Below are 23599 nucleotides of genomic sequence, written 5' to 3' on the forward strand. Positions count from 1 at the left end.
TCACCGTTCCAGCAGGTCGAACAGTTCCTCCCAGCGGTCCAGGACCCGTGCCTCGGAGAACCGCTGCACGTTCCTGCGGGCCCGCTCGCCCATCGCGTCCCGCAGCCGTGGGTTGCCGGTGAGGCGCAGGATGCGGTCGGCGAGGGCGTCGATGTCGCCGGCGGGGGCGAGCAGGCCGTCCTCGCCGTGGCGCACGATCTCGCGGACGCCGGGCGCGCAGTCGAAGGCCGCGCACGGCACCGCGCTGGCCATCGCCTCCATCAGTGCCAGCGGGAAGCCCTCGCCGCGCGACGACTGCACGAACAGGGAGCTCTCGGCGAGCACGCCCGGCACATCGCTGGTGCGGCCACGCCACTGAACCGAACCGTCGAGGCCAAGGCGCGTGCACTGCCGCTTGAGGTCGTCCTCGTCCGTTCCCGCGCCGTAGATCCGCAGCGTCCAGTCGGGGCGCTGCGGGGCCACGAGCGCCCAGGTGTCGACGAGCATGTCGACGCCCTTCTGGTCGGCGAGCCTGCCGATGCTGCAGACCACCTTCCCCTTGCGCTGCGAGGGCACTTCGGGGAGGTGGGCGAGGGCGTTCGGCATCGCGCCGACGTTGTGCATGCCGTCGGCGATCCAGTCGTCGGCATCCTCCTGGGTGAGCGCGAGCCAGCGGTCCACGGACGGATAGCTGCGCTTGACCGCGCGGTAGCGGTGGCAGGCGCGGGTGTAGGCGTACGACTCGTGGCTCATGCCGATGATGCGCAGGCCCGCGGTGTCCGCCTCCCTGATCCACTCCATCGGCCAGACCTGGGTGACGATGGCGACCGCGCCGGGGCGCGCGGCACGGAAGAGCTGCGAGAGCCGGTCGACGGTGCGGCGCTTGGCGGCGGTCCGCGCCGCCTCGCGGCGGCGTGCCACCACGTTGAGGCGGCCGAGGCCGCGCACCGGGCGCGGGGTCGGCGGATGCTCGCGGTAGAGGCTGGTCACGGGGTAGCCGAGGTCGTCGGGGAGCACCAGTTTCAGCTCGGCCTCGTGGACGCCGATGACATGCACGCGGTGGCCGTTGCCCTGGAAGAGCCGGGCCATCTGGTGGGCCCAGGCGGTGACACCGCCGAGTTCGTCGACGGTGTTCGCCACGAGGAAGAGATCGCGGCTCTTCCTCGGGCTCGCGATCCTCGTGGTCGCGATCGTCGTGGTCATGCCCCGCCCCTCTTCTCCGTGTTCTCGAACCACTCCTCGTTCCCGAAGCGCTCCCCGAAGAGCGCGTCCACCACGCGGGCCGCTGCCCGCCCCCGGTCGTACGCGCCGAACCGGGCGGCGAAGGCCCGCCGGGGCTGGGCCCACGCGCCGTCGGCCTGCTTCAGCGAGGCCAGCACGCGCAGCAGCTCCTCCTCCGTCTCGACGACGGGCCCGCCTGCCTCGTCCCGCAGCGCGAAGTAGCTGCCACGCTCGGCCGCGTACGCGTCGAGGTCGGGCGCGAAGTGCACCAGCGGCCGGTCCAGGAGCGCGAAGTCGAACACGATCGACGAGTAGTCGGTGACCAGAACGTCGGCGAGGCAGAGCAGCTCGCTCACGTCGTGGTGGGCGGATACGTCGATGACGGTGCCGGGCGGGCAGACCGGGAGGCCGGCCGCCTCCATGTAGTGGGCGCGCACCAGCAGGACGTGGGTGTCGCCGAAGCGGTCGGCGAACTTGCGTACGTCGAGGGGCAGTCGCACCGGCTTGCTGTTCCCGGAGGGAAGGCCGCGGAATGTCGGCGCGTACAGGACCACCGTCCTGTGGTCCGGGATGCCGAGGTCGGCGGCCGCCGATGGCCGCGGGAAGCGGCCCGCTGCCTCGTCCCTGGCGCGCGCGGCGATGAGGCGGTCGTTGCGCGGGTAGCCGCAGCGCAGCAGCCGGTCATCGGGGATGCCGTAGGCCCGGGCCAGGGTCCTCACGTCGTGCTCGGAGCGCACCAGGAAGTGGTCGAAGCGGTCGACGGCCTCCTTGAGGCGCTCGCGCTGCGGGGCGTTCTGCGTCTTCAGGCGAGCCTCGTCGAAGCCCATGCGCTTGTACGCGGAGCCGTGCCAGGTCTGGAGATACGTGGTGTGGCGCGGCTTGTCCAGGGAGTGCGGAAAGCCCTGGTTGTCGACCCAGAACTCGGCGCGGGCAAGGGCCCACAGATAGCGCCAGGACCAACGGGGCACCAGGCGCGCGGAGTCGGGGAAGCCGTCGGCCGAAGCGGCGTACGACCAGATGCAGCGCAGCCGCAGCCCTCGGTCGATGATCTCCTGGTGGACGGCGCGCGGGCTGTCGCCGTAGTGCCTGCCCATGTGGCTCTCGAAGACGACCGAGCCCTTGCGGACGGGCAGCCTCAGCAGCACCCGCCGGTAGACGCGCAGCTTGACCGCGTTGCCGTTGAGTCCATCCCACCTCTTGCGCAGGGCGCGCAGCCGGATCCTGAGCCCCCGCGCGGGGCGGAAGTGCGTGACGTAGTGCAGTGCCGCGCGCAGCATGCGGGTGGCGCGGTGTCGGGGTACGAGGCGCAGCTCCAGCCTGTTCCGGCCGGTGACGGTGGCCCCTTCGCCCTCTCCCACGGTCTCCGGCTCGGCGACGAGTTCGGTCGCCAGGTCCTGGCCGCCGGCGGCGAGTTGGAGCCGCGGCTCCCAGCCGCGGTCCCGGATGCCGAGGTCCCGCAGCCGGGCGGTGAGGACCGTCCTGGCCCGCCAGACGACCGCGCCGCCGTCGTAGTGCACCTCCTCCACGGGTACGCGGTAGCCGCGCCGGCCCGCGCCGGGCGCCCGCACGTCGAGCCGGGCGGTGAGCGGCGGCCGGTCGGGCACCAGACCGCCGGGCAGCACGACACGCCCTTCGAGGACCGCCTTGCCTCCCTCGGCCCTGCCTCCTTCGACGGCGTACCTGGTGAGGCGGTTCAGCAGCTGCAGATCGCCCAACTGCCGGTGCTGGTAGCCGAGTTCGCTGACGTCGAGTACTTCTCGTACGCGGGGGTCGTCGAGGCCGTCCGCGCGCCAGTAGACCTTCCCCTCCCGCTCGGTCAGCTCCGAGACGACGGTGCCGGGCCGCGCGAGCGCGTACGCGGCCGCGAGGACGCCGTCCGTGTCGCCGTCCGCGAGCAACCGCACGCACACCCGCTCCACGGGGTCGAGGGCGTCCAGGGCGCGCAGGTCCACGCGGCCCCGGAGGTGCGGGGCGGTCCCCGCCGTGGCCCGGCGCCGTTCCTCCGCCGTGAGCTGCGGGAACGCACGGGCGCAGGGCAGTACGTGGTCGACGAGGAAGGCCCGCTCGCGCCGGTCGCCCAGGTCGAGGCGGCCCAGGCTCACCAGGAGCCCGGCGACACGGTCGTTGGCGGCGGCGAGTGCGGGGGTCTCGCGGGCTGGGTCGGGCGCCGCGCGGTGGGTGGTGATCAGGTTCGGCACGAGGGTGATGCCGCGCACCCCGAGGGCGGCCTCGACGCCGAAGAGGACCTCGCTGTGGTCGAGGTCCCGCGCGTACCGCAGACGCATGCGGTCGAGTACGTCGCGGCGGACGCAGAACCCGGCGATCAGGGAGTCCCTGGTGACGAGTTCGGGGGCGTCGGAGAGGTTCTCGACCTTCCTTGTCCTCGCGTGCAGTTCGGCCTGCCAGGCCGGGCCGCGTTCCTTCTTTCCGCCGGCGGTGAGCCGCGTCCAGCGCCCCGCCACCAGATCGGCCCCGGTGGAGCGCGCGGCGTCGAAGAGGTTCCGGCAGGCGTGCCGCTCCAGGAGTTCGCCCTCGCCGAGCACGATGACGTACCGCCCGCGTGCCGCGTCGAGCCCGAGGTTCCGCGCGGCGGCGACCGGCAGGACGCTCCCGGCACGGACCGGGCGTACCCGGTGCGGCTGGTCGGCGGCGAGCGCCTGCGCCGCGTCGCGGGCGGGGCCGTCGGTCCCGGGGTCGACGAGGACCGCCTCGACGTTGCCCAACGACTGGTCGAGCACGGACCGCACCGACTGTTCAAGGGCGTCGACGTCCGTGCCCGCGACCACGACACAGCTGACGTCGTGCAGTTCCGGCGTGCTCATGCGCGGCCTCCTTCGAGCATGGCGTCCACGACGCCCGCGGCCGCGTTCCCCTCGTCCAGATCGCAGAATGCCTCGCGGAATCTGTCGTAGGCGTCGGCGTACGGGGCGGTGGCGGCCCGCGGGTCGCGCAGCGCGGCGATCACCTCGTCACTCGTGGCGAGCAGCGGTCCCGGCGCCTGCGCCTCGAAGTCGAAGTAGAAGCCGCGCAGGGTGTCGCGGTAGTGGTCGAGGTCGTAGGTGTGGAAGAGCATCGGGCGGCCGGTCTGCGCGAAGTCGAACATGAGGGACGAGTAGTCCGTCACGAGGACGTCGCTGATCAGGAGCAGTTCGCTGACGTCGGGGTGGCGGGTGACGTCGCGTACGAAGTCCGATTCGGGGACGGTGCCGCCGACCAGGTAGTGCCTGCGGACGAGGAGCACCTGGTCGTCGCCGATGGCGTGCTCGGCCGCGTCGAGGTCCAGCTGGAGGTCGAGGGCGTAGCGGCCGGCCTGCTTGGGCTGGTTCTCGCGCCAGGTGGGGGCGTAGAGGACGACGCGTCTGCCTTCGGGGATGCCGAGCCGCTCGCGCACGGAGGCGGCGACCTTCGCGCGGTCGGCGGCGTGCAGCAGGTCGTTGCGCGGATAGCCGCGTTCCAGGACCTCGCCGGTGTAGCCGAAGGCGCCGCGCAGGACGGGCGTCGAGAAGCGGTTGGGGGAGACGAGGACGCTCCACTGGTCGGCGCGGCCGGGCAGGGTCGCCATGTAGGCGCGGTCTCCGGAGGCGCGGCCCGCGAGGTCGCGGCCGATGCGCTTGAGCGGGGTGCCGTGCCAGGTCTGCACGACGTACTGGCCATCGGCGCGCTCGAACCATTCGGGCAGCTGGGTGTTGGTCACGATGTAGCGGCAGCGGGCGAGGGCCTCGTGCCACTCGGCGCTCCACAGAGCGAGGGGCGTGGCGCTCTCGGGCAGCGCCACCTGCTGGTCGCGGACGACCCACAGGTGCTCCAACTCGGCTCCCCTGCCGACCAGTTCCTCGTGTACGGCGCGGGGCGAGTCGGAGTACTGCCGTCCGTCGAAGCTGCAGTACAGGACGGCGTCCCGCAGCGGAGCGCCACGCAGGGCCGCGTACTCCTCGCGCAGCCTGCGCTGGCGCGGGCCGCCCCGGTCGGCCACGGGCAGCGCGGAGCCGGAGCGCAGGTGGAGGCCGTCGTGGGCGTGGCGCTTCAGGCTGATGTCACGGCCTGACCTGGTGCGTACGAGCGGCAGTTCACGGCCCTTGCCCGGCGCCACGCACACGGGCGTGTACTGCTCGGGGTCGCTCGCGCCCGGCTCGCGCAGGAAGAGGTTCCAGCGTCCTTCGGCGAGCGGCAGGGTGCCGCCGGGTCCCGGCACGGCTTCGGGCCGCAGCGTCGCGGCGAACCGCCCGCCCTCGATCCGCACCGGCACCACCGCCTCGTCGCCGTGGCCGCCGTGCACGAGGACCAGCTCCCCGGCGCGGGCCTCCGCGTCGGGGTGGCTGCCCTCGACGACCAGCTCGTCGTCCCAGGTCACGGTGTCGGCGAGCGGCCGCAGGGTCTGGTCGCGCAGTTCCAGGTTCCCCGACGCGTTGGCGAGGACGAGGAGTTCGCGCCCCGGAAGGAGCCCGTACCGCCCCGCCGGCACGTCGGGGCAGGCGGCGAGCGGTGTGCGGTCGCCGCCCTCGCGGACCAGCGCGACGCCCCACGGGTCTGCCTTGCGCGGCTCACCGGTGCGTTCGTCCTCGCTGGCGTGGAAGAGGCCGAGCGGCACATCGGCGCTGAAGTCGCGGCCGTTCACCAGGGCGGGGACGTAGTGCGCCTCCTTGGTGGCCCAGTTCTCCACCCGCAGGGCGTCCACGGCCTGCGACTCCCCCGGCGCGAGCCGCCCGTGCAGCCGGACGGTGCCGCCGCAGCCCTCGTGCGCGACGAGCCGCCCCGCCACCCGCTCCGTGCGCACCCTCAGCCTGCCCTTGCTGAGAGTGACGGCCACGCGGAGGAACTCCTCCAGATACCGCACGGGCAGCCGCGGCGGGCTGATCGTCCGAACCGGCCCGGTGCGCGGCAGGAGACCGCTGACCACGCCCATCTCCACTTTCCAGGTGGTGCTGCGCCGCTTGGTGACGGTCCTGCGGGGGTCGATGACCGTCTCGAACCCCGACCGGTCGTAGCTGTGCAGTCCCTGCTTGGAGCGGTACGTCGCCTCGCGCGCCCGCACCGTGCGCAGCTTCAGCGGCAGCACGCGCCGCCGTCCTGCCCGCAGCCAGGCGACCCTGGCACGCGCGCCGACACGTCCCGCGGGCAGGTTGGGGATGTAGGCGTAGCCCTTGAGCCGCAGCCTGCCCTGCTCGTCCCAGGCGATGTGCGTGAGCCGGGCGTTGAGCGGCAGGTCACGACGTTCCAGGGCGACGGTCTCGCGCGGCAGTACGCCGATCCCGGGGAACTCGGCCCTGCGCCTGCGCAGACCGCGCACCCGGAAGGCTCCGGGGTGGGACTTCTCGTACGCCATGAAGGCCAGGAGGTCGGTGGTCCTGCGCCGGCGGATGAGCTGCCAGCGCACGCGCAGGGCGAGCGGCAGTGCGGCGAGGACCGCGGGGTCGACGGTGTCGGCGAAGGCGTTGGCCTGCTCCATGAAGATGTCGTGGTACGTGGAGTCGCCGTGCGGCAGGGCTTCCATGAACAGCCACAGATCGCCGGAGAGCACCGTCGTGTCGTAGCGCCGCTTGGCGTCCGCGAAGACCTCCGCGCGCGAAGTGCCCGCCGCCTGAGCGGCCTTCGACGCGAGGAAGCCGCCGGCCGCGAGGACGGCGGCGGTGCGGTCGCGGACCGCGCGGGGCTTGGCGCGGCGGCTCGTGATGGAGCCTTCGCGGTCCCGCCAGAGGTAGACGGGCTCCTTCAGTACGTCGACGGACTCGGCGAGGAAGTGGGCGGGGATGATGACGGGGGTGTCCTCGAAGAGCACGCCCTCCGGGAAGGTGAAGGCGTGCCGGTCCCAGAAGTCCCTGCGGAAGACCTTGTTGCAGGCGATGCGGTCGCCGAGCAGCTGCCAGTCGCGGGTGACGTGCGTGCCGCTGCGGTCCGTCGCCATCATCTTGCGGAACATCGGCGACTGTTCGCTCATGCCGCCGGAGCGCAGCCGGTGGACGTTGCCGGTGGCGAAGTCGGAGCCCGACTCCTCGAGTGCGGCCAGCATCCGCTCGTACGCGTCCCGCGGAACGACGTCGTCGCTGTCGACGAACGTCAGGTATGTGCCCCGCGCCTCGCGCACCCCCGTGTTGCGGGCCGCCCCGAGCCCCGCGTTCTCCTGCCCGACCAGACGGAATCTGGCGTCCTTCGCGGCGAACTCGCGGGCGATGTCCGGGCTCCCGTCGGTGGATCCGTCGTTGACCATGACGACTTCGAGGTCCGGCATGGTCTGCTCGGCCAGTGACCGGAGGCAAGGGGCGAGAAACTCCTCGACGTTGTAGACGGGGACGACGACGGCGAGTCGGGGTGTCATGCGCTGCGCACATTCCTTCCGGAGAACTGACGGGCACGGCTGCGCGTCCTGCTGAGGGCCACTCCGTTAACAACGACCGCCCTTCCGGGTCACCCGCACAGAGCCATTCGAGTGATCGCGCGAGAGGCCCGGTACCGGCGGCCGGAGGCCACCGGGCACCGGGCCCTCTCAAGTGCCGCCGCCGGGTCAGGGCTTCACGGCGATGCGTCCCTCGTCCATGCGCAGGAGCAGCAGCTGTTCGCCGGTCTTGTCCATGAACTCGTCGACCGCCTGACGCGATCCCTGCCAGTAGCCGTAGTCGTCGATGAGCAGGACGCCGCCGCTGACCAACCGCCCGTACAGGTGCTCGAGTTCGTGCTTGGTCGAGGCGTACCAGTCCGTGTCGAGGCGCAGGACGGAGATCTGCTCGGGGGCCTCACGCGGGACGGTCTCCTCGACCATTCCCTGGACGTAGTGCACGCGCTCCTTGGGGTAGGGCACCTGCTCGAAGCCGGCCTTGACGTCGTCGAGGGAGGCGACCGCCCAGATCGGACGGTCCTTGCCCTGCTGCTTGAGCAGCTCCTCGGCGGACTTGCCGTCCAGGCGCAGGTCCTCCTCGGTGGGCGGGGTCATGCCCTCGTAGGTGTCGAAGAGGTACAGGTCGCGCTCGGTCTCACCGGCGGCGAGCAGCGCCTTGGCGCAGGCCTGCATCGAACCGCCGCGCCACACGCCGCACTCGACGATGCCGCCGGGGATGTTGTGCCGGACGACGTGCCGGGTCGCCAGGATGAAGGCGTTCAGCCGTTCGGGAGAGGTCATCGTGTACGGCTTCACCGCACGGATGATCTCCTTCGCCTCTTCGTCGTAGTCGGCGGGGAGGTTCAGGCCCTTCGGCTTCGGCTTCGGCGCCGGGGCGGGCTTCGGCGCCGGGGCCGCCGACTCACGCTGGGCCGGCACCGGAGTGCGCGTCAGCTGGTATCCGGTCAGTTGCTTCAATGCGCCATTCACAGCGCGTCGCCATGCCATGGGAGCGGACAGTACGCGCAAGTCATCCGTGATGCCACATTTCGTCAACATGTGTTCATCTGGCGTCACTTGCTGCCGAAACGGACTCCTCGTCCCCTTCGCGCGGCGCCACCACCTTCGGCCTTCCGCACTCGGAGCGGCCCTCGGCGGGCTTGGGCAGCGGGACGCCGTCGACCCCGCCGATCCTGTTCGCCCACCAGTTGGTCGTGCCCCGCACGAAGGCCATGGTGAGGCTCGGATAGTTCCTGGGCCGCTGGAACACGCCGACGGAGTCGCCCCAGTAGGCGTGCTTGGCGTCGATGTTTCCGTAGGCGTGGCGGATGCCCTTCATGGGCGGGAAGTCCGTGTAGGCCTCGCGGAGTTCGAGCCGGGTGTACGCGGCCAGGGCGCGGAACCCGTCAGGGTAGTAGCGCCAGCAGTCCTGCGCGTCGTGCACGTGGCCGCGCGAGGGCGCCGTGATGAAGGCGATGCCCTCCGGCTTCAGGACGCGGGCGATCTCCAGCATCGTCGCCCAGAAGAAGGGGATGTGCTCGAAGGCCTGCCCGGAGATGACGAAGTCGGCGCTGCGGGACTTCACGGGGATGCGGTACGGCTTCGTCATCACCGCGTCGACATTGCGGCCGTCGAGCACGTCGACGCCCACGTACTCCGTGTCGCGCCCTTCGAGCAGGGCCTTGTGGGTGCGGGTCTGCCCGTCGGAGACCCGGGCCCCGAGGTCGACCACCCGGTGACGCTTCCCCGTGGGCATGTACTGCTCCACACAGAGTTCCATCTGTTCGTACGCGGACTGGTGCACGTATCCTCCTACACAGGTACACAGGGCCTGAACCGGGATCTTCTCTGCATCACCCGTACTTAACGTGTATCGACACAACTGCTCCACTTGCGCGGAGTGCGCCGGGCACACCACTTCCTCGCCGGTTCCTCGACGTACGTGAACATCGCCCAGGACAGCGCGACCACGGTGACCCCGACGCCGAGGAGCGTGAACACCGCGAAGTTCTCCGGCTGCGGCCGGCCCCAGGTGTCGATGATCAGCCGGTTGAGGGTCTGGTGCAGCAGATAGAAGGCGTACGACCAGAGCCCGAGCAGCACCATCGGGCGCGAGCAGAGCCAGCCGCGGCGCCCGGTCAGCTCGCGCTGGACGTAGGCGGCGATGAACAGGACGGCGAAGAGCGCCGCGACCGACCTGAGGGCCCAGGTGAGCTGGCCGGCCGCGTACGGGCCGAACAGCGACGCACGGTTGCTGTGGATGACGGCGTACGCGACGCAGCAGGCGAACAGCACGGACGGGTTGAGGCGCAGCCGGTGGCCGCGGCGCAGGGCCAGGGCGCAGGCCATGCCCACGCCGAACTCCGGAAGCCGGGTCACCGGATGCCGCATGATCCATTCGCTGGCGAACGGGGAAAGGTGGGTGGCGGTCCACCAGTTGAGCGCCCACATCGCGACGAGCCCGCCGACGGCCAGCGGGACCAGGGTGCGGGTGCGCAGGCGCAGGACGTAGCGGATCGCGAAGGGGAAGAGGAGGTAGAAGAAGACCTCGACGCTGAGGGTCCACGCGACGCCGTTGCCAGGGAACATCGGGGTGACGCCGGGCAGCCATGTCTGCACGAGGAACAGCGAGGCGACGAAGCTGAGGATGTCCGTCGGCACACCGCCCCAGAGGTAGAAGACCCAGACGCAGGGCACGGTCGCGACCAGGTGGGCGGGCCAGATGCGGCCGAACCGGCGCCAGTAGAAGAGGCGGGCGCGGGTGCCGGGGCGGTGCCCCCAGGTGAGCAGGAACCCGGAGAGCACGAAGAAGAAGTCGACGCCGGTCGCGCCCAGCCTCGAGTACGGGAAGAGCAACGGCGCGTGGGCGACGCCTCCGTACGCGCTGAGCCCGGTGAAGTGGTGCACGAACACCGCGAAGGCGGCCAGGAAGCGCATCCCGGTGAGGGAGTCGACTCGGGACGCGGTCTCGGCAAAGGCGCCGGGTCCGGTGAGGGTGCGGGTCTGCCTCGGAAGTGCCGTCGTCATGCGGTGGCCCCCTCTCCCGCGCGCAGGGTCGGGCCGCAGCCTGCCGGGCGCATCTCGGCGACCATGGCGTCCAGGGCCGGGCGCACGCGTTCGCGCAGTGCGGTGATCCGGGCGGGGTCGCGCACCGCGGCTCTTCGGACGTAGTCTCCGCCGTTGCCCTCGCGGTGGAGCGGGACGTATCCCGCGGCCGCGAGGAGGGGCTCGGTCAGGCCCGTCCTGGCGGTCCAGGCGGCGTGGACGTGGAGCAGCTCGGGACGCACCTCGTTCAGGACGTGGTGGCGCAGGGCGGCCGTGTCGCGGGCCGCGTACGCGTCGGCCACCCGGCGGTCGGTCAGGCCCGCGAGGTCCACGACGCGCAGCCGCGAGGTCAGCAGGGTGCCGCCGAGGTCGGGCAGGGCGACGGTGGCATCGCGCAGGCCCAGATATCCGGCATAGGCGTTGAAGGTGTGGCCGTAGCGCTCGGCCACGAAGCACATCGACAGGGTCGGGCGGTGGACGAACTTGCGGTCCCGCGCGGCCTGTCCGGTGACCGAGAGCAGCAGGGCGCCCGCGAGCGCGCAGCCGATGAGGGTACGCACGCGGAGGCCTTCCGCACGCCACACCGTGCCCGCGGCAAGGGCGAACGCCGTCGCGGCGAGCACCCACACCGGGGTCGCGAAGCGGTACAGCGCCATCCAGTCCCGGCCGAGGACGCCATATGCGATGAGGGTCAGGGCCAGCGGGACGAGCAGCGCGGCCAGGGCTCTGCGCGCTGCTCCGGGGCGGGCGAGCGCGATGCCCACGCAGGCCGCGCCGATCAGGGCGAGCGCCCAGCCGGCGTACGTCAACAGCTCACCCGTGGCGGCGAGTTGATCAAGCCGCGGGGGCTTCTGGGCCTTGGCCACCGCCGTGTTCGGGACCCAGAGCCCGAAGGTCGCGCGGCGCCACAGCAGGAACGCCGCGTACGGCAGCGCGAAGGCGCCGCAGCTCAGGGCCGCCGCCCGCACGGCCCGCGCGATGCCGTCCCGGCGCAGGAACAGCAGCACGGCCACGGGGTAGGCCGCGGCGAGCACCGCGCCGTCCGGCCGGGTCAGCGCGGCGAGCAGGGCGATGGCCCCCGCGGTCGCGGCGACGGTGGGCCGCAGCAGGGTGCCGTGCACGACGCTCTGGACGAGCAGCGCTCCGGTCGCGGCGGCGGTCAGCGCGTACAGCGGGTTCTCAAGGCCCGAGAAGGACCACGCCACGTACGACAGGTTCGCGGCGAGGACGGCCCCGGTCAGCAGCGTCACCGCCCAGGCCCGGCCCGGCAGTACGGCGCGCGCCGCCACGGCCACGCAGGCGAGCGCGCCCGCCGTGCAGAGCAGCGCGAGGGCCTTGGGGTAGAGCACCAGGTCGCTGACGCCGAGGAGTGCGCCGTGGTCGAAGAGGCCGAGCCTGCGGCCGACGATGAGCAGGGCGAGCCAGGAGGGGTTGGAGTACCCCTCGACGGGGTCGGCGCCCGGTTGCTGCACCGGGCCGAGGCCCTCGTCGATGCTGCGGGCGTAGGCGAAGGTGATGGCCGCGTCGTCGACGATCCACTGACCGAGCGCGCTCGCGCGCCAGGCGATCAGGAGGGTCGCGAGCGCCACGGCCGCCGGGTCGGCCCAGCGGCGGCACCGGGACAGGGCGGTCGGCGGTGGGCGGGTCGAAGAGGGGGCTTCGGCCGGTGGTGCGGAGAGGTCCTTTGGTTCCTTGCGGCGCTGGAACTGCGCGAGGGGACTGGTCATTAAGGGGCTAATTTACACAAATCACCCCTCGTCACTCTCTCATCCGCCAGGCGGGTGAGCCGCAGGCGGCCACACCCCACGCCGGGACGGGCAACGGGCCGTGGCGGAACGAAAATCAGGCAAAGTGGCCCAATGCACCACATTGGGTTCACGTCATGACCCCGGCCCTGCCGCCCGCAGCCCGGCGGCTTCTCGCCACCGCACGGACCACCCGCTTCCGCGCGGAACGCGCGGCTGCGGGGCGGGTGGGCGGCGGGACTCGGGCGCTCCTGGCGCCCGTGCATCTCTCGATCCGGGACAGTCGTACGCTCAACGTCGCCCTCGCCGCTCTTCCCGATGAACAGGTCGAGCGGGCCCACCTGGTCGTCTCGCGCGGCCACCGCAGGTTCCGGATCCCGCTCGCCTTCGAACAGCACGCCCACGGTGGGCTGCTGCTGGCCGGGACCGGCACGTTGCGGGACGTACGCGACGCGCTCGCCGTGGACGACGTACGCCTCGGTGAAGGCGTCTGGCGGCTCACGGTCGTCACCGCCGACGCCCGCGGACGCGTCCGGCGGCGCGGCATCGGCATGGACGGGGACACCGAACTGCCGCCCACTCCCACCCTCCTCCACGCCCCCGACCCCCGCACCGGCACGCTCATCCGGGTCGTCCGCTGCCGCGGCGGGCGTGCCGTACTCCAGGTCACCCGGACCCGCCCGCGCGCCGAACTCGTGCGGTTCGTGCCCGGCTGCGACGGCATCGTCGTCCACGGGCGGCTCGTCATGGCGGGCGCGTCGCGGCGGTGGCGGGCGAAGGCCGTGCGGCGGCGGGACGGGGTCACCGTGCCCGTCGGGGCGGTGTGGGAGGGCGCCGAGTTCAGCTTCCGGCTGCCCCTTCGGGAGATGGCCGGGGCGAGTCCCGGCCAGTGGGTGTGGGACTTCCACGTCATGGGCGACACGGCAAAACCCACCGCCTCGCCTCCGCTGCCCCTCGGCCGCTGGCTCTCCGACGTACGCGACCCCTCGGCCGCCTTCCCCACCCCGTTCCGCGTCTTCGCCCTGCCCGGTGGCTCCCTCGTCCGCGCTCACGCGCACTTCACCAAGTCCGGTGCCTTCGCGGTCACGTGCTGGGACATCACGGATCAGACCTCATGAACGAGACCTCATGAAGGAGACCTCATGAAGATCACGTACCTCCTCGGCTGGGGCGACGAGATGGGCGGCACCGAGCTGGCCACCTACACCCAGGCCCAGCACCTCGCCGACCGGCACGACGTCGAGGTCATCTCCGTCTTCCGGACCCGCCCCGAGCCCTTCTTCCCCGAGGCCCGCAGCCTCCCCGTCCGCTACCTGGTCGACCGCACGGCGTCCCCCGAACGCCCGGTACGCGGCACACGCCTGGACGAGGCCGCCTGTCGCACCCTGGCCACGCTGCCCAGCGAACTGATCAAGCCCTCCTGGGAGTCCGCCTTCGACCGCCTCTCCGACATCGAGATGGCCGCCGCCCTGACCACCCTGGACACCGACGTCCTGGTCACCACGACGCCCGCCCTGATGGCCGCCGCCGTCGGACTCGTCCCCGCCAGGGTCGTCACCGTGCACCAGGAGCACCGCCCGACCCAGCGCCGCGGCCCCTCCGGCGAACCCCTGCTCCTGCACGCGCCGCGCCTCGACGCCCTGGTCACCCTCACCGACCGCACCCGCGACTGGATCGCGGAGTCCCTGGGGGCCACCGCCCCCGAGCTCGCGGTCATCCCGAACGCCGTGCCCGACGGGTTCCGGCCCCGCGCGGACGGCGAGAGCAAGGTCATCGTCATGGCCGCGCGACTCACCGGCGAGAAGCGCGTCGACCACGCCGTGCGGGCCTTCGCCGAAGTCGCCGACGCCTACCCGGACTGGACCCTGCGCGTCTTCGGCGGCGGCCACCGCGAGCAGTCCCTGCGCCGCCTGGTCGACGGCTTCGGGCTCCAGGACCGCGTCGAACTCCTCGGCCCCTGCCAGGACATGGCCGCCGAGTGGGCCAAGGCGGGGCTGTCCCTGATGACCGCCGGGCACAACGAGGCGTTCCCGCTCGTGCTGCTCGAAGCGCTCGCCGCGGGCGTGCCGGTCATCGCGTACGACGTCCTGACCGGGCCCGCCGAGATCGTCAGGCACCGCGTCGACGGGCTGCTCGTGCCGCCCGGGGAGGTCCATGAACTGGCCGCCGCCATGAGCGAGTTGATGGGCGACCCGGAGACCAGGCGCTCCTACGCCCACGCCGCCCGCGAAGGCGTCTACGCCCGCTTCTCCTCCACCGATGTCACGGCCCGCTGGCAGGAGCTCTACTCCCGGCTCGTGACGCGGCGCGACGCCCCCGAGCGGCTCGACGACCGCGCGGACCGGGTGGCACTGGGCATCGCCTCCGGCGGGAGCGGGTTCCGCCCGACCACTCCGTACACGCTGGACGCCGCGCCCGGCGCCGAGGAGCGCGCCCGCGAGGACGAGATCGCCGCCGCCGACACCAGCGGCCTGCTCATCCGCTCGGTGGGCCGTCTCGCCGAGCGCCGCGACGACGTCCTCGCACCCGACATGACCGACTGGAACCTCGAACTCGCGGCCACCGCCCTGGAGTCGCAGGACATCCCCTACATCCTCGTCCGCACGTCCGGCACCGCGCACACGCTGGCCGTGGCCGACGACGAACGCGACGGCGCGCTCAAGGCGCTCTCCGAGTCCCTGCACGGCCAGCCCGTCTACGCCGAACTGGTCCACCCCAGGGACGCCGCCCCGGGAGTCGTGCTCGCCGAGCGCCTCGACGGCATCGGCGAGGTAGCGGGCATCAAGCTCTTCAAGCCGGTGACCACCACGACTCTCTCCCTGCGGCATGGCGTCCAGCAGGCCTGCACGGTGGCGTTCTGGCCGCGGATCGCGGACGACGGCACCGATGACCGGCGTACTCCCTTCGGCACCACCCTCGCCGGATCCGAGCTCCCCTCCCTCTCCCCCACCGCGACCCTCCGCGTCGCCCACCGGACATACCCCACCCTCGATGTCTTCGCCCAAGTCCTCGTCGGAGACGTGGACTTCCCCATCGACGCGGTCTACACCTGGGTCGACGACTCCGACCCCGAGTGGCGCGCGCTGCGCGAAGCCGCCCTCGGCCGCCCCGAGGACGACTCATCGCCGGACCACGGCGCCGTCCGCTTCCGCAACCGCGACGAACTGCGCTACTCGCTGCGCTCCCTGGCGATGTACGCCCCCTGGATCCGGCACATCTACCTCGTCACGGCGGGCCAGACCCCGTCCTGGCTGAACGAGGACCACCCGGGCATCACGGTGATCGACCACCGCGATCTCTTCGCCGACCCGGATGCCGCGCTCCCCACCTTCAACTCCCACTCCATCGAGAGCCAACTGCACCGCATCGAGGGCCTGTCGGAGCACTTCCTCTACCTCAACGACGACATGTTCCTCGGCCGCCCCACCACCCCGGAGACCTTCTTCCTCAGCTCGGGCACCGCCCGCTTCTTCTGGTCGACGGCGTCCGTGCCGGCGCTGCCCGTCTCACCGGGCGACGAGGGGTACCTGGCCGCGGCCAAGAACAACCGGGCCCTGCTCCAGCGGGAGTTCGGCAGAACCACCACCCACAGCTTCTTCCACGCGCCCTACGCCCTGCACCGCAGCGTCCTGGCGGAGCTCACCGAACGCTTCCCGGAGGAACTGGAAGCCACCGCGCGCAGCCGCTTCCGCTCGAACAGCGACCTCGCGCTCGTCTCGTCCCTGCACCACCACTACGCGTACCTCACGGGCCGCGCCGTACCGTCGGGCATCGCGTACGACTTCGTGGACATCGGCAGCCGAGCCGACCACGCGCGGCTCGGCCAACTGCTCCAGGGCCGGAACAAGACGGCCTTCTGCATCGGCGAGTCCCCGGACAGCGACCTGACCGACGAGGAGATGGCCCTGGCCATCCGCTCATTCCTGACGGCGTACTTCCCGGTGCGGTCGCCTTACGAGGGGTGATCCGCGGTCAGGAACAGCCGTCGTACCACCCGCTCCGCGGCGCCCCCGTCGTCGTACGGGCAGAAGCGTTCGCGGAAGGCGGTTCGCAGCTCAGTCACCTCCGCCGAGTTCCAGCTCTTGCCCCGGAACACCTCGGCCAGTTCCTCCTCGCTCGTGGCGACCGCCCCCGGCGTCTCCCCCGCCCGCCCCGACAGGAGGTCGAAGTACGTGCCCCGGGCCAGGCGGTAGGCCTGCCAGTCGGGGGCGTACGTCACGATCGGGCGGTCCAGGCAGGCGTAGTCGAACATCAGTGACGAGTAGTCCGTGACCAGGGCGTCGGACGCCAGGCAGAGGTCCTCCACGCGGGGATGGCCGGTGACGTCGATGAGTTGGGGGTGGGCCCGCAGGCCCGCTTCGGCGCCGTAGAAGTAGTGGGCGCGCACCAGCACCACGTACTCCTCGCCCAGCGTGCGTACGAAGCGCTCCAGGTCGATGCCCGGCAGGAAGCCCTTCTGGTAGTCGCGGTGCGTGGGTGCGTAGAGGAGGACCGTCCGACCGTCCGCCACGCCCAACTCCTCGCGGATGCGGGTGGTTTCACCCTCGACCGCCGTGAAGTAGACGTCGTTGCGCGGGTAGCCCGCCTCCAGGGACTGGTACGCCGTCGAGGGGTAGACCCGCTCCCAGACCTCCGTGGAGTGCGGGTTCGCGGAGAGGCTCAAGTCCCACTGGTCGGTGTGGTCGAGGATCTTCTGGAAGCTGATGCCGTGCGTGCCGGCCGGGTAGCGGCGCTGGTCCAGGCCCATCTTCTTGAGCGGGGTTCCGTGGTGGGTCTGGAGATAGACCTGGCCTGGGCGCTTGGTGAAGCCGCCGGGGAAGCTGGAGTTGTTGATCAGGTACGTCGCTCTCGCCATCGTCTGCCAGTAGCGGCGCGAACCCTCGATGACGTACTCGACGCCCGCGGGCACCTTGTGCTTGTTGCGGCTGGAGACCACCCACACGCCCCTGATGTGCGGGGCCAGTTCGCGGGCCTTGGCGTGGATGGCGGCCGGGTTGCAGGAGACTCCGCGGTTCCAGTACGCGCCGTAGACCGCGAGGTGGGGGTCCAGGGGGCGGCGCCGGTCGGCGCGGTAGGCGAGGCGCATGACGCCGGCGCGCAGTTTCTTCTTCCGGTCCTTGAGCTTGCGGGTGACGCTGCTCCTGCGGGACCGGCTCTTGCGGTGCGCTTCGTAGGCGGCGTACGAGGCGGTGGCGAGGGCCCGCTCGCCCGGGGTCGGCGCCGGGCCCGCGGGACCGTACGTCCGGTAGAGGCGGGCCGCCCCGCGGAAGAAGTCCCTGCGGTCGCCCGGCGCGATACGCCCCGCGTCGTCGAGGACGGCGAGCAGATGCGCCGCCGCGTGCGGGACGAGCCGGGCGCGGTCGGCGGGGTCGGCCGCGGCCAGCAACTCCTCGTACCGGCCGATCAGCGCGAAGTGCGCCCGGCCCGGCGTCTTGGCGAAGCTGCCGCCGCGCCGCTCGCGCCAGCGGACGCAGGCCCTGTCGAGGGCGACGGTGCGGGCGCCGGGCGTCAGGGCCGCGCGCAGTACCGGCACCACGTCCTCGTACGGCCCGTCGCTGAACGCGAGGCGGCGCTCCTGCCAGAAGTCGCGCCGAAAGACGCGGTTCCAGGCGGCGACCGTGACGGCCAGGGGGTCTCCCGCCAGGTCGTCGCCGCCCGCGCGCACGTTCTCCCACCAGTCGACGCGGTCATGGGCGAAGAGCAGGACGTCGGGGTCCTCCGCGGCGGCGAGGGCTTCCTCGATCGCCTCCAGGGCGCCCGGCTGCAGCAGGTCGTCGCCGTCGAGGAAGAGGAGGTAGCTGCCGGTGGCGCGGTCCGCGCCGATGTTGCGGGCGGGGCCCGGGCCGGCGTGCGTCGGGACGCGTACGAGTTGCACGCGCGGGTCGCGTTCCGCACACTCCGCGGCGATCGCGGCTGACGCGTCCGGTGACGCGTCGTCCACGACGATCAGCTCCAGATCGCCGAGGCTCTGGTCGAGCACGGAGTCCAGGCATTCCCTCAGGTAGCCCTGGACGCGATGGGCGGGGACGACAACCGAGAAGCGCGACATGGACACCGACCGTAGCCATCCGGACACGCCCTGTCGAAGACCCTCCCTCACTCATTGGGGTGAAGGGGGGCAAAGAAATTGACCGGAACGGGCAAAAGGGATGAATACGCCCGTACTCCCATGATTGCTCCCCCGTGAAAGGCCGGTCGCCGTGCAGCCCCGTCTCAGCGTCGTCGTGCCCATCTACAACGTCGAAGAGTTTCTGGAGGAGTGCCTGGAGTCGATCGCCGGGCAGACCATGGCCGACCTGGAGGCCGTGCTCGTCGACGACGGCTCGACGGACGGCAGCCCGCGGATCGCGCGTGAGTTCGCGGCGAAGGATCCACGGTTCGTCTATGTGCGCCAGCCGAACGCCGGCCTCAGCGCCGCCCGTAACACCGGGGTGCGGCACGCGACCCCCACCGCCGAGTACCTGACCTTCGTCGACAGCGACGACGTCGTGCCGCACGACGCGTACGCCCGGATGACCGAGAGCCTGGACTCGACCGGGTCCGATTTCGCCAGCGGCAACGTCTGGCGGCTCAACGAGCGCGGCCGACAGCAGGCCTGGCAGTACAAGTGGCTCACCGAACCCCGCTCGCGCACGCACATCACCCGCGACCTGGATCTCCTCGCCGACCGCGTCGCCTGGAACAAGGTCTTCCGGCGAGCGTTCTGGGACCGGCACGGCTTCACCTTTCCCGAGGGGAAGCTGTACGAGGACACGCCCGTCATGATCCCCGCCCACTTCCTCGCGGGCTCCGTGGACGTGCTCAGCGACCACGTCTACTACTGGCGGGTGCGCGAGGGTTCGATCACCCGGCGGCGCACGGACGTCAAGGGCGTGCGCGACCGGATCGCGGCGTGCGCGCACGTCAGCGCGTTCCTCGCCGAGCACGCGCCCGAGATGCGGGGGACGTACGACACCTCCTGTCTGCGCGACGACTTCGTGTACTTCCTGGAGGGCCTGCCGATGGGCGGGCCCGAGTACCGCGCCGCCTTCATGAAGGGTGCCGCCGCCTTCCTGCGCCGCGCGGATCCGGGGGTCGTCGCGGGCCTTCCGGTGTCCCTGCGCGTGAAGTGGCATCTCGTACGCGAAGGGCGCACCGCCGACCTGATCGACCTGCTCACCTTCGAGCAGCACAACAACAAGAACGCCTTCCAGGTCCGCGGAGTGGTGCGGCGCAGCGCCGCGTTCCCGCGGAGCTCGGGCGGTCACATCCGGGTGCCGCAGGAGCTCGCCCGGCTCGGCCGCGGTGAGCTGCCGGTCATCGCCCGTGTGCGGGAGGCGAGTTGGAGCGCGGACGGGCTGCTGCGGATCAGCGGGTACGCGTACGTGCGCAATCTGGAGGCGACGCGCCCCGGTCACTCCATCAAGGCCGCGATCCTCAAGTCGGCTCACAGAAAGGCCCAGTTGCGAAGGGTGCCCACGCGGACGGTCACCGCCCCGCAGGCCACCGAGAACTCCCGGCAGCAGCTGCACTGCTACGACCTCTCCGGGTTCGAGCTGACCGTCGATCCCGAGCAGCTGAAGACCGGCGGCCGGTGGCGGCCGGGCAACTGGCTGCTCGGCGTGGTCGTCGCGGGCCACGGTTCGGTGCGCCGGGCCGCGGTCCGCCCCCTGGACGGATCGGCCGCCCAGTCCGTCGTTCGCGAACTGGGCGACGGGCTGCGTCTGGTGCTCGGCTTCAGCAAGGGCCGCCTGGTGCTGAAGATCCAGGAGTACGTGGCGCGGGTCGACGCCCACCACCGGGACGGCGACGAGATGGTGCTCAGCGGTCATCTGCCGAGCCACCTGCGCCCGACGGCCCTGCGCCTGACGCACAAGCACTCGTCGGCGGAGTTCGACTACCCCGTGGCGCTGCCGGGCGACGACCGTTTCGACGTGCGGGTGCGCCTCGCGGACCTGGAGGACATCGCGCCGACCCCCCACCTGGCCCCCAAGGAGGTCGAGCCCCCGCACGGCGACCGCTGGCAGGCCAACCTCGTCCTGCCGGACGGCAGGCTCAAGTCCCTCGCGGCGGCGCTCGATCTGCCTCCCGGCCGCTACGCCTCACACGAGGGCGACCGCGAGCTGTGCGCGTCGGCGAACGACCAGGGCCAGCTGGTCATCGAGCTGACCCGGCAGCCGATCGCCGACCGCGTCGCATGGCGCACGGACGGCACGCTCACGATCGAGGGCACGGTCTGCGACGCGAGCTGGGACACGGCCGAACTGGTGCTCCGGCACAGCGGCAGGGACGAGGAACTGACCGTGCCGGTGGAGCGCGCCGCCGGGCGCTTCCGGGGGGTGGTGACGCCCGGCGGCGGGGTGTTGCGGGAGGGACGCTGGTACGCGTTCCTGCGGGAGCCGGGAGGCGCCGTGGGCTCCAGGAGTGACACCGCCGCGCACGGCTCTTCGCAGGACGGCATGCCCGTGCGGCTGCTCGCCTCCGTCTCCGCAGGCTTTCCGCTCCACCAGACCGTGGACGGGCGGGAGTTCACCGTCGACCGGCGGTTCGGGGACCGGCTGCTGATCGAAGCAGGTTCCGTGCTCGCACGCGGCGAGCGCGGAGCCTATCGGCAACACCGGCTGCGCACCGCGCACTATCCGCGGCAGCGCACGCAGCAACTGCGGGACGCGGTGCTCTACTTCGACGGGGACTCCCCGCGCGCGGTCCACGAGGAGCTGGTGCGGCGCGGCGTGGATGTCGAGCACCTGTGGGTGACGCAGGACCAGCAGACGCGGGTGCCCGCGGGGGCGCGGGGCGTGGAGGAGCACAGCACGGCCTGGTACGAGGCGCTCGCCCGCTGCCGGCGCATCGTCACCGCCGGCCACCTGCCGGACTTCTTCGAGCGGCGGGAGGGGCAGACCGTCGTACAGACCTGGAACGGGGCGCCCCTCAAGCGCATCGGCACCGATCTCATCGACACGCTCTACGCCGACCACGGCCACCTCGACGTCCTGCCCAAGCTGTCGCGCCAGTGGGACGTGCTCGTCTCCCCCAACCGCTTCTCGACGCCCCACCTGGGGCGTGCGCTCGCCTACGAGGGCGAGGTGATGGAAGCGGGCTCGCCCCGCAACGACGTCTTCTTCTCCGAGGACCGCGACAAGGTCGCCGAACGCGTGCGCCACGAGCTGGGCATCGCCCCGGACAAGCGGGTCGTCCTGTACGCGCCGACCTATCGGGACCACCTCGCCTACTCCCCCGGCCGCTTCCGCTACGAACCGGCGCTCGACTTCGCCGCGGCCCAGGACGTGCTCGGCGACGACCACGTCCTGCTCGTGCGCAAGCACCCGCTGGCGGCGGGCCGACTGCCCGGCGCCCGCGCACCCTTCGTACGCGATGTGTCGTCGCACCCCCGCACGGCCGAACTCCTGCTGATCTCGGATGTGTTGGTGACCGACTACTCCTCCCTGATGTTCGACTTCGCGCACACCGGCCGTCCGATGCTCTTCCACGCCTACGACCTGGAGCACTACCGCGACACGGTCCGCGGCTTCTACCTCGACTTCGAGACCAGCGCGCCGGGGCCGCTGCTCGCCTCCACCGGCGAGGTCGTCGAGGCACTGCGCGACCTGGACTCGCTGACCGCCCGGCACGCGGAGGCGTACGCGGCGTTCCGCGAGGCCTACTGCGACCTGGACGACGGGCGGGCGGCGGCCCGCGTCGCGGAGAGGCTCATGCGATGACCACGGCCACGCTCGGGACCCTCAGGCAGACCCACGGCGCGACGGCGCTGAACCCGCGCAAGCGGTGGCGGCCCAGCCCGTACGTCGTGTTCGGCGGTCTGTTCTGGATCGTCATGTCGCTCGCCTTCTGGCGGGTGCCGATGTGCTGCGACTTCGGGCAGCACGCGGCGGTCGTCGAGCGACTCAGGTCCGACCTGCTGCACCCGCGCCACCCGATGGCGGACCTGCCGGGCGCGGGCAGCCCGTACTACTCGCCGTTCGCGGTGGCGCAGGGCCTCTTCGCGCGCATGACGGGGCTCGCGGGCTGGGAGGTCGTGAAGCTCGCGGGGCCGCTGAACCTCCTTGTGCTGCTGACGGGTCTCGGCCGGTTCGTGAAGGTCCTGACTTCACGTCAATGGGCGCCCGTCCTGGCCCTGTTGGCGATGGTGGTGCTCTGGGGCACCCGGATGGCGTGGTGGAGCGGCTACCTCGGCCTGATGTCGATGACGGGGAACCTCGCCTACCCGTCGACGTTCGCGATCGGCCTGGCGTTCTGGGCGTGGGGGTGGGCGGGCTCGCTCGCGAAGTCACCGCGAAGCGTCCTCGCGTACGTGGGTCTCGGCGCGCTGTGCGGGGTGATCCTGCTCGTCCACCCGATCTCGTCCGTGGCCGCGGTGATCGGCGTTGTGGCGTTCGCGGCCTCGGCCCGCCGTCCCTTCGCGGCGCTGTGGAAGTGGGCGGCGACCGCCGTGACGGCGGCGGTGATCGCCGCGAGCTGGCCCTACTTCTCCGTCTTCTCCCTCGTCGGTGACGAGAGCGTCGACTGGATCCACCGGCAGCTGTACACCGAGATGCCGCAGCGCTTCTGGCTCGCGCTGATCGGCCTGCCCGCACTCGCCCTGCGCCTCAGCAAGAACCGGCGCGACCCACTGGTCCTGATGTTCGCCCTGGACTGCGCGGTCGTGGCGTACGGCTGGCTCAGCGGCCACTACACCTACGGCCGCATCCTCGGCCTGACCCTGATCCCCCTGCAGTTCGCCCTCGCGATCGAGCTGGCCGCGCCCCGCCCCTGGCGCCGGTGGCGCATGGCCCTGGGGAGTGTGGCGGCCACCGGAGCGGCCATCGGCTTCTTCACTCTCCAGGCGGGCGCGGTCGTGCCGCGCGCCCTGGACCCGGTGGGCTTCGACCAGCCGCCGCGCTGGCCGGGCTACGGCTGGGCGGTGCGCCACTTCGACCGGGGCGACGTCGTCCTGACCAACGGCTACTACCCCACCCGCTCCATCCCGGCGTACGGCGCCAACCTCGTCGCCCCGGCCTGGCCGGACGCCTCGCTGGCCGAGGACACGCGCAACCACCGCCTCCAGAAGGTGCGCGACTACCTCTCCGCCGACTCGACCCGCGCGGAACGAAAGCGGATCGTGCGCCGCTACGACGTGCGCTGGCTGCTGCTCTCACCCGACCAGAAGGTTCCGGACGAGGCCGTTGTGGTGGCGTGGGGCCCGCGTACGGGCGAGGTGCTTGCGCGGGTGAGCAGCGGGCACACGAACGTGAGCCACGGGACAACCGAGGCGGACGACAGGAACACGAAACAACCCAAGACCCCCTAATCGGATAATTAC

12 protein-coding genes are annotated in these 23599 nt (G+C 71.9%); 4 read left to right on the forward strand and 8 right to left on the reverse strand.

Annotation, left to right across the window (positions count from 1 at the left end; genetic code table 11):
• From ACZ5WE_RS06385 to ACZ5WE_RS06415, 7 genes are all read right to left on the reverse strand, one after another.
• Nucleotides 1–1182 (reverse strand): glycosyltransferase, encoded by a 1182-nt coding sequence (locus tag ACZ5WE_RS06385; protein WP_467694904.1) that lies wholly within the window; start codon nt 1180–1182, stop codon nt 1–3.
• Nucleotides 1179–4022: a bifunctional glycosyltransferase/CDP-glycerol:glycerophosphate glycerophosphotransferase gene (locus ACZ5WE_RS06390; protein WP_467694902.1), complete on the reverse strand. Its 2844-nt coding sequence runs from the start codon at nt 4020–4022 to the stop codon at nt 1179–1181. Before ACZ5WE_RS06390 ends, ACZ5WE_RS06385 begins: the two co-directional genes overlap by 4 nt.
• A complete protein-coding gene (locus ACZ5WE_RS06395) occupies nt 4019–7513 on the reverse strand; it encodes a bifunctional glycosyltransferase/CDP-glycerol:glycerophosphate glycerophosphotransferase (RefSeq protein ID WP_467694900.1) in 3495 nt (1164 codons plus the stop codon). Before ACZ5WE_RS06395 ends, ACZ5WE_RS06390 begins: the two co-directional genes overlap by 4 nt.
• 186 nt (nt 7514–7699) lie before the next feature.
• On the reverse strand, nt 7700–8518 hold the full coding sequence (locus ACZ5WE_RS06400; RefSeq protein WP_467694898.1) for a TylF/MycF/NovP-related O-methyltransferase: 819 nt from the start codon (nt 8516–8518) through the stop codon (nt 7700–7702).
• 55 nt (nt 8519–8573) lie between these two features.
• A complete protein-coding gene (locus ACZ5WE_RS06405) occupies nt 8574–9314 on the reverse strand; it encodes a class I SAM-dependent methyltransferase (protein ID WP_467694896.1) in 741 nt (246 codons plus the stop codon).
• A gap of 59 nt (nt 9315–9373) precedes the next feature.
• A complete protein-coding gene (locus ACZ5WE_RS06410; RefSeq protein WP_467694894.1) occupies nt 9374–10537 on the reverse strand; it encodes an acyltransferase family protein in 1164 nt (387 codons plus the stop codon).
• Entirely contained in the window at nt 10534–12282 is a 1749-nt protein-coding gene (locus ACZ5WE_RS06415) for a hypothetical protein (RefSeq protein WP_467694892.1), read from the reverse strand. The genes ACZ5WE_RS06410 and ACZ5WE_RS06415 overlap by 4 nt, the downstream gene beginning before the upstream one ends.
• A gap of 155 nt (nt 12283–12437) precedes the next feature.
• Here ACZ5WE_RS06415 and ACZ5WE_RS06420 point away from each other — a divergent pair, with 155 nt between their 5' ends.
• Both ACZ5WE_RS06420 and ACZ5WE_RS06425 read left to right on the forward strand, forming a co-directional pair.
• Nucleotides 12438–13418 carry a hypothetical protein gene (locus ACZ5WE_RS06420; protein WP_467694890.1) on the forward strand — a complete coding sequence of 327 codons (981 nt, stop codon included), beginning with the start codon at nt 12438–12440 and terminating at the stop codon, nt 13416–13418.
• A gap of 24 nt (nt 13419–13442) precedes the next feature.
• Nucleotides 13443–16265, forward strand: a complete 2823-nt coding sequence (locus tag ACZ5WE_RS06425; protein WP_467694888.1) for a stealth conserved region 3 domain-containing protein — start codon at nt 13443–13445, stop codon at nt 16263–16265.
• Here the strand turns inward: ACZ5WE_RS06425 and ACZ5WE_RS06430 are convergent.
• Complete coding sequence (locus tag ACZ5WE_RS06430) at nt 16253–18349, reverse strand: bifunctional glycosyltransferase/CDP-glycerol:glycerophosphate glycerophosphotransferase (protein WP_467694886.1); 2097 nt, start codon at nt 18347–18349, stop codon at nt 16253–16255. The genes ACZ5WE_RS06425 and ACZ5WE_RS06430 overlap by 13 nt on opposite strands.
• 151 nt (nt 18350–18500) lie before the next feature.
• On the opposite strand from ACZ5WE_RS06430, the gene ACZ5WE_RS06435 reads away from it, so the two are divergent.
• Together ACZ5WE_RS06435 and ACZ5WE_RS06440 are read left to right on the forward strand one after the other, a co-directional pair.
• Complete coding sequence (locus ACZ5WE_RS06435; protein ID WP_467694885.1) at nt 18501–22001, forward strand: bifunctional glycosyltransferase/CDP-glycerol:glycerophosphate glycerophosphotransferase; 3501 nt, start codon at nt 18501–18503, stop codon at nt 21999–22001.
• Nucleotides 21998–23587 (forward strand): hypothetical protein, encoded by a 1590-nt coding sequence (locus ACZ5WE_RS06440; RefSeq protein ID WP_467694883.1) that lies wholly within the window; start codon nt 21998–22000, stop codon nt 23585–23587. The genes ACZ5WE_RS06435 and ACZ5WE_RS06440 overlap by 4 nt, the downstream gene beginning before the upstream one ends.
• The last annotated feature ends 12 nt before the right edge of the window (nt 23588–23599 follow it).

This window comes from Streptomyces sp. NPDC033180, assembly GCF_055577645.1.

What these genes read in the sequence shown, in the direction of transcription:
- ACZ5WE_RS06395 (WP_467694900.1), bottom strand. Translation starts at nt 7,513, where the DNA reads ATGACACCCCGACTCGCCGTCGTCGTCCCCGTCTACAACGTCGAGGAG.
- ACZ5WE_RS06400 (WP_467694898.1), bottom strand. Translation starts at nt 8,518, where the DNA reads ATGGCATGGCGACGCGCTGTGAATGGCGCATTGAAGCAACTGACCGGA.
- ACZ5WE_RS06420 (WP_467694890.1), top strand. Translation starts at nt 12,438, where the DNA reads ATGACCCCGGCCCTGCCGCCCGCAGCCCGGCGGCTTCTCGCCACCGCA.
- ACZ5WE_RS06425 (WP_467694888.1), top strand. Translation starts at nt 13,443, where the DNA reads ATGAAGATCACGTACCTCCTCGGCTGGGGCGACGAGATGGGCGGCACC.
- ACZ5WE_RS06440 (WP_467694883.1), top strand. Translation starts at nt 21,998, where the DNA reads ATGACCACGGCCACGCTCGGGACCCTCAGGCAGACCCACGGCGCGACG.
- ACZ5WE_RS06430 (WP_467694886.1), bottom strand. Translation starts at nt 18,349, where the DNA reads ATGTCGCGCTTCTCGGTTGTCGTCCCCGCCCATCGCGTCCAGGGCTAC.
- ACZ5WE_RS06415 (WP_467694892.1), bottom strand. Translation starts at nt 12,282, where the DNA reads ATGACCAGTCCCCTCGCGCAGTTCCAGCGCCGCAAGGAACCAAAGGAC.
- ACZ5WE_RS06385 (WP_467694904.1), bottom strand. Translation starts at nt 1,182, where the DNA reads ATGACCACGACGATCGCGACCACGAGGATCGCGAGCCCGAGGAAGAGC.
- ACZ5WE_RS06410 (WP_467694894.1), bottom strand. Translation starts at nt 10,537, where the DNA reads ATGACGACGGCACTTCCGAGGCAGACCCGCACCCTCACCGGACCCGGC.
- ACZ5WE_RS06390 (WP_467694902.1), bottom strand. Translation starts at nt 4,022, where the DNA reads ATGAGCACGCCGGAACTGCACGACGTCAGCTGTGTCGTGGTCGCGGGC.